This is a genomic window from Aeromicrobium sp., assembly GCF_050700635.1.
GTDB lineage: Bacteria > Actinomycetota > Actinomycetes > Propionibacteriales > Nocardioidaceae > Aeromicrobium.
Genome location: NZ_JBOHDT010000042.1, coordinates 39899 through 53065, shown reverse-complemented (window position 1 = coordinate 53065; position 13167 = coordinate 39899). Strand labels below are relative to the sequence as shown.

The window sequence follows — 13167 nt, the reverse complement described above, 5'->3', positions numbered from 1 at the left end:
ACGACGATCGCCAGACCGAGGACGGTGAAGCCGACTCCGTCGCGACGCTGCTCCTTCTCGAGGTCGCCGGCGGAGTGGCCGATGCTGCGCGCGACGGCGCCCACGGCCCCGGCCAGGCCGAGCCAGATGGCTCCGAGCAGGCTGAAGAACCCGATGACGACCGTGGTGATCGGATTGGGTCCGGAACGGGCCTGTCGACGCTTCTGCGCCGATCTGCGCTTCTGGGCAGGTCGTCGTTGGGCAGGACGTTTGCGGGCTGCAGGCTTCTTCTTGCGGGCCTGGCTGCCGGACGGCCGCTTGCGCGGCGGGGAAGACGTTCGGGTCGCCATGGCGAAAGCCTAAAGGAGAACTCGAGGCTTCGACCGCTCCCACGCCGCGATACGAGGTCAGAACGCAGGCGCGACCGCGCCGAGGGCCTGGTGGAAGCGGGTGAGGACCAGCGACACCAGTCGCTGGTCGGGCGCTCCTCCGTCGAGCAACGGTGCCGTTGCGAGGTCAGCGCCGCAGTGTCGCAGCTTGTCGGCGAACCGGCCGTGCGTCAGGAGGTACGACGCGACGACGACGCGGCGGCTGTGGGCGCGAGCGATGTCGACCGCGTCGGTCAACGGCGTGTCGCGACCGCCGACCGAACCGATGTGCACCGGTCCGCCCCAGACGGCGCTGACGAGCCGGGCGGCACGCGAGAAGCCGTCGATGGCGGTCTGGTCGTGCGAACCGGCGACACCCAGCACGATCGTGTCGTCCTTGCGTGCGCCCGCCTCGATCAGTCGTTGGACGCAGATCTCCGCGAGGGCCCAGTCCGGACCGAGCGATCGCGCGATGCGAAGCGCCGGATCGTGACGCCCGGCGACGGCCAGGGCGGCCGACACGTCCGTGCCGTCGGTCAGTGCGAGCGGGACGGCCACGCGGACCGGCGGCCACGAGCTGTCAGGGTGGAGCTGGTCGACAAGGACGTCGTGGACATCGACGCTGGGTGCGTCGCGCCGCACGGCATTGACGAGTGCACCCATCGCGGCACGTTCGGCCGGGTCGGCATGTCCGGACGAGCAGACCAGCAGCGTCTCGTCCGCGCGCCTTCTGGTCACCGGTCATCCTCTCCGGACGGGCGGCGCGGCCGGCCTGGGACGTGCGTGACGTCCCGCCAGCCGGCCGCACCTCTGTTCCGTGTGCTCCGACCCCGTCGTCGGACGTCTCCGACGCTAGGTGTGACGTGTTTCACCCCGGCAGACTCCAGGTTTCGGGCAGGTAACCATCACGAGGCCCGCCTCAGCTGCCACTTGGCGGCCGCTTCCGAGTAGCGGTCGACCACGAGCTGGACGAGCCGATCGTCAGGCGACCCGCCTCCGAGCACCGGACGTGTGACCGCGTCGGCGCCGCATCTGTTCATCAGGTCGGTGAAATGCCCGGGGGCCAGGAGGTAGGTCGCGGCGACGACGCGCCGACCGGCCGCCGCGGCCTCGGCGGCCACGGAACCGATGGGCCGCCCGATTCCGCCGAGGTGACCGACGCGCACCTCGCGGCCGAGTGCCATCGCGAGGCGCGTGGCCGCACGGTCGGTGCTGTGACGCGCCCGTACGTCACTCGACCCGGCCACGCCGAGCACCACGGCATCGTCGTCGCGGAGGCCGACGGCGTCGAGCCGGTCGAGAAGGATCGCGGTGATGGCCGCATCAGGTCCGAGGACCGGCGCGGCCGTCGCCTGCCGGGTCGCGATGGCCCGGGCGACATCGACGCGCACATGAAAGCCCGGTGTCAGCAGCAGAGGTATGACGACGCTCGGACCGGGCGACCCCTCGAGAACCGACGCGAGCGCCGGCTCCTGGACGTCGACGAACGCGTCGAGCACGTCGACGTCAACGAGGCGGCGTCGCACTGCCCCGACGAGCTCGGCCACGGCGACCTGGCCGTCCGACGAGGCGGTGCCGTGACTGACGGCGACCAGCGCCGGCCTCATGCGAGCGCGAGCGCGTAGCCACGCTTGACCACGGTGCGCACGACGTCGCGTCCGACGACGTCGCGCAGGCGAGCCACGGCGACCTCGGCGGCATGAGGATCGTCGGACTCCCCCGGCATCACGGTGAGCAGCTGCTCGCGTGACCGCACCCGGCCAGGCTCACGCGTCAGCTCACGCAGGATCGCCAGGCTGCCCCGCGAGAGAGCCAGCTCCTGGTGATCGAGGGTCGCGGCGGTGGCCCGCACACGGAGCCCCCCGACCGGGGTCGGGACGCTCGCCGCGTCGTCGCCGAGGTGCACGACGATCAGACGTACCAGTGCCCCGAGGCGCGCCCGCTCCGGCACCAACGGCTCGAACCCGGCGACGCGGAGCGGCTCGGCCGTCACCGGGCCGACCGACAGCAAGGACAGGCGGCCGTTCTTGGTCAGCCGGAGGATCTCGTCCTCGACGCCGGCCGCCCGCATCGCGGTGATCCAAGCGGCGGCGCCGGGTGCAGACGTGAACGTGACCGCGTCGAAGCCGCCGTCGGCGGTGTCCTGGATCGAGTTGACGAGGTCGTCCGGATCGGGCGGTGGGCCCCAGCGGCACACGACGAGGCCGACCGTCCGCGCCCCGGCACCGGAGAGTCGCGATTCGAGGCCGTCGTCACCGGCGCCGTGGTGCTGGACCGCGATGGTCTGTCCCCGGACACCCTCGGCCACGAGGAAGTCGGCGATCTCGGCCGACGTCTCGGACTCCGCGACCCAGTCGGGCACCAGGCCGGCGGCCTGCAAGGCACCGCGTGCCTTGGGCCCGCGGGCGATGAGCCTCGTGTCCTCGAGCGTGGCCAGGAGCTCGTGACTGAGGCCCGCGACCTCGGCCGTCTCGAGCCAGCCGCGGAACCCGATGCCAGTGGTGATCACGACGACGTCGGCGTGCAGGTCGATGATGCGCCGAGTCTGCGCGAGCAGCGTCTCCTCGTCGATGTGCGACTCCATGCCGAGCGAGGGGGCGACGACGACATCACATCCGCGCCGCTCGAGGGCGACCGAGAAGTCGCCCGCGCGGCGCTGGGCCGTGACCAGCACGCGCGCGCCGGACAGCACAGGCCCCAGGGTGGTCACGGTTGTCGGACCTCCACGACGCCGCCGACCACCCGGGTCTCCCAGACACCGAGCGATGCCGACTCGTCGTCGAGGCACGCGCCGGTGCGAAGGTCGAAGGTCTGCTTGTACACCGGTGAAGCGACGGTCACCGCGTCACCGCGGGACCCCACCAATCCACGCGCGATGACGTTGGCGCCGCTGAACGGGTCGCGATGGTCGACGGCGAGCACCTCGTCGGTCCCGAGCAGCCGGAACAGGGCGACCTGATGTCCGTCGACGAGCGCCGCGGCTCCACGGTCGGGATCCAAGGACGCGAGCCTGCACACGGACGACCAACTCATGCCGGCGCTCCTTCCCGTCTGATCGGCAACGTTCCACCGGCGATGAGCACGGCGGACTCCTCCTCGGACGCGGGCCGTCGCTGGCCGCGTTCCTCCACATACACAAGATCGGGGTCGGCTGTTTCCGGGGCGTTAACGAAGGAGGCGAACTTGCGTAACTTCTCGTCGTCGGCGAGTGTCGCGGCCCACTCGTCCTCGTAGGCGTCGGCATGGGCAGCCATCGCGACGTCCAGATCGGCGCCGATGCCGAGGCCGTCCTCGAGCACCACACGTCGCACCTCCTCGATGCCACCCTCGACGGACTCGAGCCAGGGCGCGGTGCGCTGCAGCCGGTCCGCGGTGCGGACGTAGTACATGAGGAACCGGTCGATGGCGCGGACGAGCTCGTCGGTGGACAGGTCCTCGGCGAACAGCTGCGCGTGCCGCGGGGTGAAACCGCCGTTGCCGCCGACGTAGAGGTTCCAGCCCTCTTCAGTGGCGATGATGCCGACGTCCTTGCTCCTCGCCTCGGCGCACTCCCGCGCACATCCGGAGACGCCGAGCTTGATCTTGTGCGGCGAGCGCAGTCCGCGGTAGCGCAGCTCCAGGGCGACCGCGAGGCCGACGGAATCCTGCACGCCGTAGCGGCACCACGTCTGACCCACGCACGACTTCACGGTCCGTACCGCCTTGCCGTAGGCATGGCCGGACTCGAAGCCGGCGTCGACCAGCCGGGCCCAGATGGACGGAAGCTGCTCGATGCGGGCGCCGAACAGGTCGATGCGCTGGCCGCCGGTGATCTTCGTGTAGAGCCCGAAGTCGGACGCCACCTGACCGATCGCGATGAGGCCGTCGGGGGTCACCTCGCCACCCGGGATGCGCGGCACGACCGAGTAGGTGCCGTCCTTCTGCAGGTTCGCCATCACGTGGTCGTTGGTGTCCTGGAGGGCCGAGTTCTCGCCGTCGAGCACGTGCCCCTGACCGAGCGAGGCCAGGATCGACGCCACCACCGGTCGGCAGATGTCGCATCCGCGCCCCGATCCGTGCTTGTCGATCAGCTCGGTGAACGTGGTGATGCCACTGACGCGCACGATGTCGAACAGCTGGGCGCGGCTGTGCTCGAAGTGCTCGCACAGGGCGCTGCTGACCTCGATGCCCGCCTCGACGAGCTGTGTCTCGACCAGGCGCTTGACCAGCGGGACGCACGAGCCGCAGCCCGTGCCGGCCTTCGTGCACGTCTTCACCGCGCCCACGTCGGTGCAACCCTCCTCGTCGACGGCGCAGCGGATCCCGCCGGCGGTGACGTTGTGGCAGGAGCACACGTTGGCCTCGTCGGGCAGGCTGCTCCCGCTCGGCGGCTCGACACCCTCGGGCAGCAGCCACGCGGTGGGGTCGGCTCCGAGTGGTCTCCCAACCAGAGGTCGCAGGCTCGCGTACGACGAGGCGTCACCGACGAGCATCCCGCCGAGCAGGGTGGACGCGTCATCGCTCATGACGAGCTTCTTGTAGACGCCGGCGACCGGGTCGGCGTAGACGACTTCGAGGCTGCCCTGGGTGGCTGCGAACGCGTCGCCGAAACTGGAGACGTCGACGCCCAGCAGCTTGAGCTTGGTGCTCCGGTCGGTGCCCTCGAAGGTGGCCTCGCCGCCGAGCAGGCGGTCGACGACCACCTCGGCCATGTCGTAGCCGGGTCCGACGAGACCCCATACCCGGCCGGCGACATGGGCCACTTCTCCGATGGCGTACACGTCGGGATCGCTCGTCCGGCAGGCCTCGTCGGCGAAGACGCCGCCGCGTTCGTGGACGTCGAGACCGGCCTCGCGGGCCAGCTCGTCGCGCGGCCGGACGCCGGTGGCGAACACCACGACGTCGACCGGCATCTTCTCGCCGTCGGCGAACTGCATGCGCGTGACACGTCCGTCCCGGCCCGGTCTGAGCCCGGATGTCGCGGTGGACGTACGGACGGTCACATCGAGCTGTTCGATGAGCCGTCGCAGCGACTCCCCTCCGGCCCGGTCGACCTGCAGCGGCATCAGCCAGTCGGCGAACTCGACGACGGTCGTCTGGGCACCGAGTGCGGTGAGCGCGCCGGCGGCCTCCAAGCCGAGCAGCCCACCCCCGATCACGGCACCGCGAACAGTGCGGCCGAGGCGACGACGACGCTCCTCGACCCAGGCCCGCAGCTCGGCGACGTCATCGACCGTGCGGTAGACGAACGCGCCGGGAACGTCGGCACCGTCGACAGGAGGCACGGTGGCGTACGAGCCCGTCGCGAGCACGAGCGCGTCGTACCCGAACGTGCGGCCCTTCGCCTCGACCGTGCGTGCCCCGCGATCGATGGCCGTGACCGGTACGTGGCGGTGCAGGCGGATGCCCGGTCGGTGCCACAGACCGGGGTCGCCGAGGAGCAGGTCGTCCGGGTCGCGGTCGCTGAAGAACGACGTCAGCGCGACACGGTCGTAGGGCGGCCGGGACTCTTCGCCGAACACATCGATGTCCCACCCGTCCGTAGCCCCGCGGGCGTCCAGCGCCTCCACCAGACGCTGCGCAACCATGCCGGCGCCGATGACGACGAGCCTCTTCTTCTCAGCCATGGACCGACGGTAAGGAGGCGACGTTTCCTGCCCACCAGCCACGTGTTTCGGCGCTGGAACGGTTCGCTCACGGGCCTCGGAACCCCGGCGTGAGCACCGCTGCATGTAGCCTTCGGCCGTGTGACCCGCACCGCGGTGACCCCGATCTAGTGGCTCAGTGGCGCGGACGACAGCCGGAGAGGAAACTACGGGCATGGCAGACGTCGAAGCAGCACTGGACGAAGCAGGTCTGAAGAACCCCCACGTGCGCGAGTACGTCCGCCACTGGGCCGAGCACACCGGAGCAGAACGCGTCGAGGTCGTGAGCGCGAGCGACGACGCCCGGCTGATCGAGGAGTCGCTCGCGGCCGGCGAGATCTTCCCCGCCGGCGAGGGCCGCTACTACTCGCGCAGCTACCACAAGGACACGGCGCGCTCGGAGGAACGCACCATCGTCGCCACCAGCAACCCCGACGACGCCGGCGTCTACAACAACTGGCGCCACTCCGACGAGATGAAGCCCCTGCTCACCGAGCGCATGCGCGGCAAGTCGGCCGGCAAGACGATGTACGTCATTCCCTACCTCATGGCTCCCCCCGGCTCCCCGTTGGAGAAGTACGCGGCCGGCGTCGAGCTCACCGACCACCGCACAGTGGTGCTGCACATGATCCGCATGGCCCGGGTCGGCGTCGAACACATCGACAACCTGGCCGAGCCGGAAAGCTTCGTGCGCGCCGTGCACGTCACCGGCGACCTCGAGCACCTCGGCCAGGGCACCCCCGACGACCAGCGCTACTTCGTCACGGTCGCCGACGAGCGGTTGATCCTGCACTTCGGCTCGTCCTACGGCGGCAACGCGCTGCTCGGCAAGATCGCGCACGGCCTGCGCCAGGCCTGTTACGACGGGTGGGCGTCGGGCGAGTTCCTCGCCGAACAGTTCATGCTCATCGGCATCGAGGACCGCGAGACCGGCAAGACCCACCACATCTGCGGAGGCTTCCCGAGCGCGTCCGGCAAGACCAACCTGGCGATGATGCTGGCCCCCGACGTGCTCGGCGAGCGGTACCACGTCACGTTCTACGGCGACGACATCGCGTGGCTGTGGGTCGACCCCGACGACGGCAGGCTCTACGGGCTGAACCCCGAGTACGGTGTGTTCGGCGTCGCCAAGGACACCAATGCGTCCACCAATCCGGTCGCCCTCGATTCGATCGAGGAGGGCACCGGCACGCTGTTCACGAACGTCGCCTACAACACCGAGACGCAGGAGGTCTGGTGGGAGGGCAAGACACCCCACCCGCCGGCCGACGTCACCGGGTGGCACGACTGGATGGGCAACGAGATCGCCGATCGCTCCTCACGCGACGACTCGCCGTGGGCGCACCCGAACAGCCGCTTCACCACCACGCTCGCCAACGTCCCGAACGTCGCCGGCGACTTCGAGGACCCCAAGGGTGTGCCGATCGACGCCGTCATCTTCGGCGGACGCACGCGCGACCGTGAGCCGCTGATCCGCGCCATCCACGACGTCGCCGAAGGCGTCTACGACGGCCTCACCCTGGGCGCCGAGGCGACGTTCGCCACCGAGGGCATCGAAGGCCAGCTGCGCTACGACCCGATGTCGATGCGTCCCTTCATGGCCTACCCGGAAGGCGCCTACGCGGCCCACTGGCTCAAGATCATCGGCCAGGCCACCGAGCAGCCGATCTTCGCGCACGTCAACTGGTTCCAGCGTGACCCCGATGACGGGCACTTCCTGTGGCCGGGCTACCGCGACAACCTGCGCCCGCTGCTGTGGCTGCTGCAGCTCAAGAACGGCGAGGTCGAGGGGCGTGAGACGTCCGTCGGCATCCTGCCCACCGAGGACGAGCTCAACCTCGACGACGTCCAGGTCAGCGCCGGCGACCTCGAGAAGATCCTGAGCATCGACGCGGACCGCTGGCGCCAGGAGATCGCCAATCGCGAGGAGCACCTCGACCTGTTCGACGGCATGCCCGAGGAGATCCGCGAGGCTCACCGACGGGTGGCCACCGCAGTCGAGGACGAGTAGGGCCCGGGCACGACGACGTCCGCTGGCTTCTCCTCAGGCGGGTCGACCTCGGTCAGCCAGTCGGCGAGGCCGCACACGAGGCTGCTGCATCCGCCGCACCCGGTCGTCACGAGCGTCGCCCGGGCGAGCTCCTCCACACTCGTGGCCCCGGTCTCCCACGCGTCGACGAGGTCACCCTTCGACACGCCGTTGCAGCGGCACACCGTGGTGCTCGACGGCATCGTGGTCGGTGACGGCGCTTCGGCCACCGCACCGGCCGCGGCTCCCATCAACAGGTGCAGCGGGTCGGTCGGGATCATGCCGGGACGGTCGAACTGGGTGCTGAGGTGAGCGGCGACGTCCGGGTCGCCGACACAGGTGAGGCCGACGAGGGTGTCGTCGCGCACGACGACCTCGAGATGCCGTCGGGCCTGCCGGTCGTGGAGGGCGACGACACGGTCGTGGGAGTCGGACGTCGACCCGCGACGGCCCATCGTCACGACGTCGAGCCCGACCGCCTTGAGCCGCATGGCCGAGCCGGTGATCTCGACGGGCTCGACGAGCGATCCGGTCACCAGGTTCCGGGCCAGCTCGCGCGCCTGGGTCCAGCCGGGAGCGACGAGACCGCTCGTACCGGCGGGCGTCTGGGCGCAGTCGCCGATGGCCGACACGGCCGGGTCGAGTGTCGTGCGCAGGTCGTGCCCGACGACGACGCCGACGTCGGTCTCGAGTCCGGCCTCGGCCGCAAGGGTCGTGTTCGGGACGGTGCCGCAGGCGAGCAGCACGAGATCGGCGTCGACGGTCGTGCCGTCGGCGAGATGAACCCCGGCCACGTGTCCCTCCCGCACGACCACCGACTCAATCCGGGCGTTGCCGACGAAATCGACGCCGAGGTCGCCCGCTGCCGCCTCGAGGACGTCGGCCACGGTCCCGTCGAGGTCACGCGCCAGGAGCGTCGGGGCGGCGTCGACGACCGTCACGCGGACGCCGCGGTGGCGCAGCCCGCAGGCAACCTCGAGGCCGAGCGGCCCACCACCGATCACGACGGCGTGGCGTGCGTTGAGGCTGGCCGCCTTCACGTCCCGCGCATCGTCGAGGCTGCGCAGCAGGTGCGCTCCGCGCGGCAGCCCGTCTCTAAGGCCAGGCACGGGGATGACCATCGCCCGCGCCCCGGTCGCGAGCACGAGGTGGTCGTAGTGGACGTCGCCCTCGACGGTGCGAACCACACGCGCTGCGCGGTCGATCTCCAGCGCAGGCCGTCCAGTGTGCACCCGGGCACCCGCCGGGGTCGACAGCGTGAGGCCGGCGAGGTCGGCTCGTCCGGCGAGCAGCTCGGTGAGCAGCACCCGGTTGTACGGCTCGTACGGCTCGTCGCCCAGGACATCGATCTCGACGGACGGGTCGAGCCGATGCAGCTCCTCGGCGATACGGTTGCCGACCATGCCGGCTCCGACGACGGCCACCCTCATGACTCGCCCCGCCGGATCGAGACGGCGCACACCTTGAACTCGGGCATGCCGGAGACGGGGTCGGTCGCGGCGTTCGTCACCGCGTTGACCATGCCCTCGTCGGCGAAGTGGAACGGCACGAACACCGTGTCCGGCCGGATGTCCTTGCTGATCCGCGCCTGCGCACGCATCGTCCCGCGACGCGAGGTGACGCTGATGTCGTCGAGTCCCTCGACGCCGATGCGCTGGGCGAGCGAGGGATGGATCTCGACGTAGGCGCGCGACTGGTACGCGTTGAGCGCAGGGACGCGGCGCGTCTGGGCGCCGGACTGGTAGTGCTCGAGCACCCGGCCGGTGACGAGCCACACCGGTGCATCGCGACGCAGGGTGTCGTCAGGACCGGTGGGGCTGACGGCGATCATGCGGGCGCGCCCGTCCGGCGTGGGGAAGTCGTCGGCGAAGAGCCGTGGCGTGCCGGGATGGCCCTCGCCGGGGCACGGCCAGTACAGAACCTCGTCAGCGTCGAGCCGGTCGTAGGTGATGCCGGAGTAGTCGGCGCGACCGCCGGCGCTCGCGCGCGCCAGCTCGTCGAAGACCTCGCTGGGGTCGACCGGCCAGACGCTCGGCGCGTCCAACCGGGACGCCAGCGCTGCCATGATCTGGAGCTCACTCCAGACGCCGTCAGGCGCCTCGAGCGCGCGACGACGACGCAGCACGCGCCCTTCGAGGCCGGTCATCGTGCCCTCCTCCTCGGCCCACTGCGTGACCGGGAGGACATAGTCGGCGAGCAGCGCGGTCTCCGACGGCACGAAGTCGCAGACGACCACGAGGTCGAGCTCGCGGATGCGACGCCGCACGTCGTCGGCGTCGGGTGCGCTGACGACCACGTTGCTGCCGTGGACGAAGAGAGCCCGCGGGCCGTCGGCCGTCCCGAGGCTGCGCAGCAGCGGCACGGCCGGGACGCCGGCGCCAGGGATGTCGGTCGGGTCGACGCCCCACACCGCTGCCACGTGCTCGCGCGCTGCCGGGTCGTCGATCATCCGGTAGCCGGGCAGCTGGTCGGCCTTCTGGCCGTGCTCGCGACCGCCTTGCCCGTTGCCCTGTCCGGTGATCGCGCCGTATCCGCCACGTTCGGCACCGACGAGGCCGAGGGCCAGGGCGAGGTTGATGGCGGCGGTCACCGTGTCGGTGCCGTCGACGTGCTGCTCGGCGCCGCGGCCGGTGAGCACGAAGGCGCCGCGTCCGCCGCGGTTCGGAGATGCGTCGGCGAGCAGGTACGCAATGCGGCGCAGCTGCGTCTCGGACACCCCGGTCGTCGCGGCAACCCGCTGGGGCCACCACTCGGCCACGCTGCGCCGGACGTCGTCCAGCCCGGTGACTCTCGACTCGAGGTACGCCACGTCGGCGAGCCCGTCGGCGAGCACCACGTGCAGCAGGCCGAGCAGGAGGATGAGATCAGTGCCCGGGACCGGCTGCGCGTGCTCACCCGCTCCGTCGTCGGTGAGACGCGCCGTGGCGCTGCGGCGTGGGTCGACCACGACGAGTCCGCCGCGCTCGCGCACCGGACCGAGATGCTGGACGCTCGGCGGCATCGTGTCGGCCAGGTTGCTCCCGAGCAGCAGCACCGCGTCACCGTCCTGCAGGTCGGCGAGGGGGAACGGGAGCCCGCGGTCGATGCCCAGGCCGCGGTTCGCCGCCGCCGCTGCCGACGACATGCAGAACCGACCGTTGTAGTCGATGAGTCGGGTGCGAAGGGCCAGCCGCGCGAACTTGCCGAGCTGGTACGCCTTCTCGTTTGTCAGGCCGCCGCCGCCGAACACGGCCACAGCATCGCTGCCGCACTCCGCTCCGATCGCCCTCACTCGGGCCGCGATGTCGTCGAGCGCCTCGTCCCACGACACCTCCTCGAAGGTCCCCACGCCGGTTGAGCTTGTCGAAACCCGGCGCAACGGGGACGTGATGCGATCGGCCACGCCCAGCAGCTCGGTGCTCGTCCACCCCTTGCGGCACATGCCGCCGAGGTTGGTCGGGAACTGCCGCGGCTCGGCGGCGTGTGGCTCGCCGCCGAGCTTCTGGGCGCACTGCAGGGCGCAGTACGGGCAGTGGGTGTCTGTCACACGCCCGCCTTCGCCATCTCAGCTGCCGGTCGGCGGTACACGTACCAGGTGACGGCGAGGCACGCGACGTAGAACGCGGTGAACACGACGAACGCGCTCTTCACCGCCTCCACCGGGTCGTCGACCCACGGCGAACCGAAGGTGATGGGGATGAGGAAGCCACCGAGGGCACCGATGGCTCCGGCGATGCCGATGACCGCCGACGACTCCTTCGTTGCCTTGGCGTCGGCGGCCGCACGCTCGCGCGAGCCCGTGGCGCCGACCGTCATCGCCTGGCTCTTCCAGATCATCGGGATCATCCGGTACGTCGAGCCGTTGCCGATGCCGGTCGCGGCGAAGACGAAGAGGAACGCCAGCAGGAACCACGGGAAGATGTCGGAGTTGTGGTCGACCGCGGCGCGCACGGCGTCCGAGTACTCGAAGGTCGCCGGGTCGGGCACGGGTGACCCCGGCGCGGGCCTCGGGACCGGCGTGAGCCGCGTCAGCGTGAAGAGCACCGTCAGCGTGCCGACGATCATTGTCACGAAGGTCCACACGGTGACCCGGGCGCCGCCGTACTTGTCGGCCAGCCAGCCACCGAACGGCCGAGCGACGGAGCCGACCAGGGCACCGAGGAACGCGTAGTAGGCGAAGTTGACGCCGATGCCCGGGATGGTCGCCAGCGGCTGGTTCCAGAAGTTGATCTTGATCAGGAGCGGCATGGCTGCCGAGTAGCCGATGAACGAGCCGAAGGTCCCGATGTAGAGGAACGACATCACCCAGGTGTGCTTGTACTTCAGGACCGCGAGCTGCTGACGTGGCCTCGAGTACGCCGACGTCAGGTTGTTCATGAAGATGTAGGCGAGAACCGCGGCCACGATCGCGAGGAGGGCGTAGAGGTAGCCCGCACGCTGCAGCGACAGCCCGCTCTCGCTGGCCTTGACCAACCCGAAGATCCCGGCGCCGCCGACGACGACTGGCAGGAAGAACTGGATCAGGGCCACACCGAGGTTTCCACCGGCGGCGTTCAGGCCGAGCGCGGCACCCTTCTTCCGTGCCGGGTAGAAGAAGTTGATGTTGGCCATCGACGAGGCGAAGTTGCCGCCGCCGAAACCGGCGGTTGCGGCGACCAGCACGAACACCCAGAACGGCGTCTCCGGACGTTGCACGAAAAAGGCGAACATCAGCGTCGGGATGAGCAGCAGCAGCGCGCTGACGATCGTCCAGTTGCGTCCGCCGAACTTCGGTACCGCGAACGTGTAGGGCAGCCGGATCAGTGAGCCGACCAGGTTGGGCACGGCGACCAGGAGGAACAGCTGCTGAGGTGTGAAGTTGAAGCCGGCCTTCATCAGCAGGGCGGCGCTGACGCTCCACAGCAGCCAGACGGAGAACCCGAGGTGCTCGGCGAAGATCGAGAAGATCAGGTTGCGTCGAGCCACTCTCTTGCCCGTCGACTCCCAGAACCCGGGGTCCTCCGGGTCCCACTGGTCGATCCAGCGACCGGTTCGTCGGGGGGCGAGGCGGGGTGCGGTCTGAACTGTCGTCATGCGGCGACGCTAGGGACGCCGTGTTTCAGGACGAGCGGAGCCAGCGTCGACTTGGGTAACACTTCCCGCACACGCTCGGCACCCGCGCTGTGAATTCCGCCCGCGAGAGAGAAAC

General features: G+C 70.3%; 9 protein-coding genes and 1 pseudogene. 1 reads left to right on the top strand and 9 read right to left on the bottom strand.

The window, feature by feature from the left end:
- The 6 genes and pseudogenes from ACRDPN_RS03150 to nirB all read right to left on the bottom strand — a co-directional run.
- Window positions 1–329: pseudogene (locus tag ACRDPN_RS03150) on the bottom strand (DNA translocase FtsK); the annotation flags it as partial.
- Window positions 330–386: 57 nt separating this feature from the next.
- A complete protein-coding gene (locus tag ACRDPN_RS03145; RefSeq protein WP_431445868.1) occupies window positions 387–1085 on the bottom strand; it encodes a sirohydrochlorin chelatase in 699 nt (232 codons plus the stop codon).
- Between the two features lie 167 nt (window positions 1086–1252).
- On the bottom strand, window positions 1253–1954 hold the full coding sequence (locus ACRDPN_RS03140; RefSeq protein WP_431445867.1) for a sirohydrochlorin chelatase: 702 nt from the start codon (window positions 1952–1954) through the stop codon (window positions 1253–1255).
- Window positions 1951–3057, bottom strand: coding sequence for a uroporphyrinogen-III synthase (locus ACRDPN_RS03135; protein ID WP_431445866.1), 1107 nt, complete (start codon window positions 3055–3057; stop codon window positions 1951–1953). Before ACRDPN_RS03135 ends, ACRDPN_RS03140 begins: the two co-directional genes overlap by 4 nt.
- Window positions 3054–3380 carry a nitrite reductase small subunit NirD gene (gene nirD / locus ACRDPN_RS03130; RefSeq protein ID WP_431445865.1) on the bottom strand — a complete coding sequence of 109 codons (327 nt, stop codon included), beginning with the start codon at window positions 3378–3380 and terminating at the stop codon, window positions 3054–3056. Before nirD ends, ACRDPN_RS03135 begins: the two co-directional genes overlap by 4 nt.
- Window positions 3377–5953: a nitrite reductase large subunit NirB gene (gene nirB, locus ACRDPN_RS03125; RefSeq protein WP_431445864.1), complete on the bottom strand. Its 2577-nt coding sequence runs from the start codon at window positions 5951–5953 to the stop codon at window positions 3377–3379. Before nirB ends, nirD begins: the two co-directional genes overlap by 4 nt.
- 193 nt (window positions 5954–6146) lie before the next feature.
- Here nirB and ACRDPN_RS03120 point away from each other — a divergent pair, with 193 nt between their 5' ends.
- Window positions 6147–7982, top strand: a complete 1836-nt coding sequence (locus tag ACRDPN_RS03120; protein WP_431445863.1) for a phosphoenolpyruvate carboxykinase (GTP) — start codon at window positions 6147–6149, stop codon at window positions 7980–7982.
- Here ACRDPN_RS03120 and ACRDPN_RS03115 read toward each other — a convergent pair.
- From ACRDPN_RS03115 to ACRDPN_RS03105, 3 genes are read right to left on the bottom strand one after another with little or no spacing between them, the layout of a single operon-like run.
- Window positions 7946–9430: an FAD-dependent oxidoreductase gene (locus ACRDPN_RS03115; protein ID WP_431445862.1), complete on the bottom strand. Its 1485-nt coding sequence runs from the start codon at window positions 9428–9430 to the stop codon at window positions 7946–7948. The genes ACRDPN_RS03120 and ACRDPN_RS03115 overlap by 37 nt on opposite strands.
- On the bottom strand, window positions 9427–11526 hold the full coding sequence (locus ACRDPN_RS03110) for a molybdopterin oxidoreductase family protein (protein WP_431445861.1): 2100 nt from the start codon (window positions 11524–11526) through the stop codon (window positions 9427–9429). Before ACRDPN_RS03110 ends, ACRDPN_RS03115 begins: the two co-directional genes overlap by 4 nt.
- Entirely contained in the window at window positions 11523–13052 is a 1530-nt protein-coding gene (locus ACRDPN_RS03105; protein WP_431445860.1) for an MFS transporter, read from the bottom strand. The genes ACRDPN_RS03110 and ACRDPN_RS03105 overlap by 4 nt, the downstream gene beginning before the upstream one ends.
- Window positions 13053–13167: the final 115 nt, after the last annotated feature.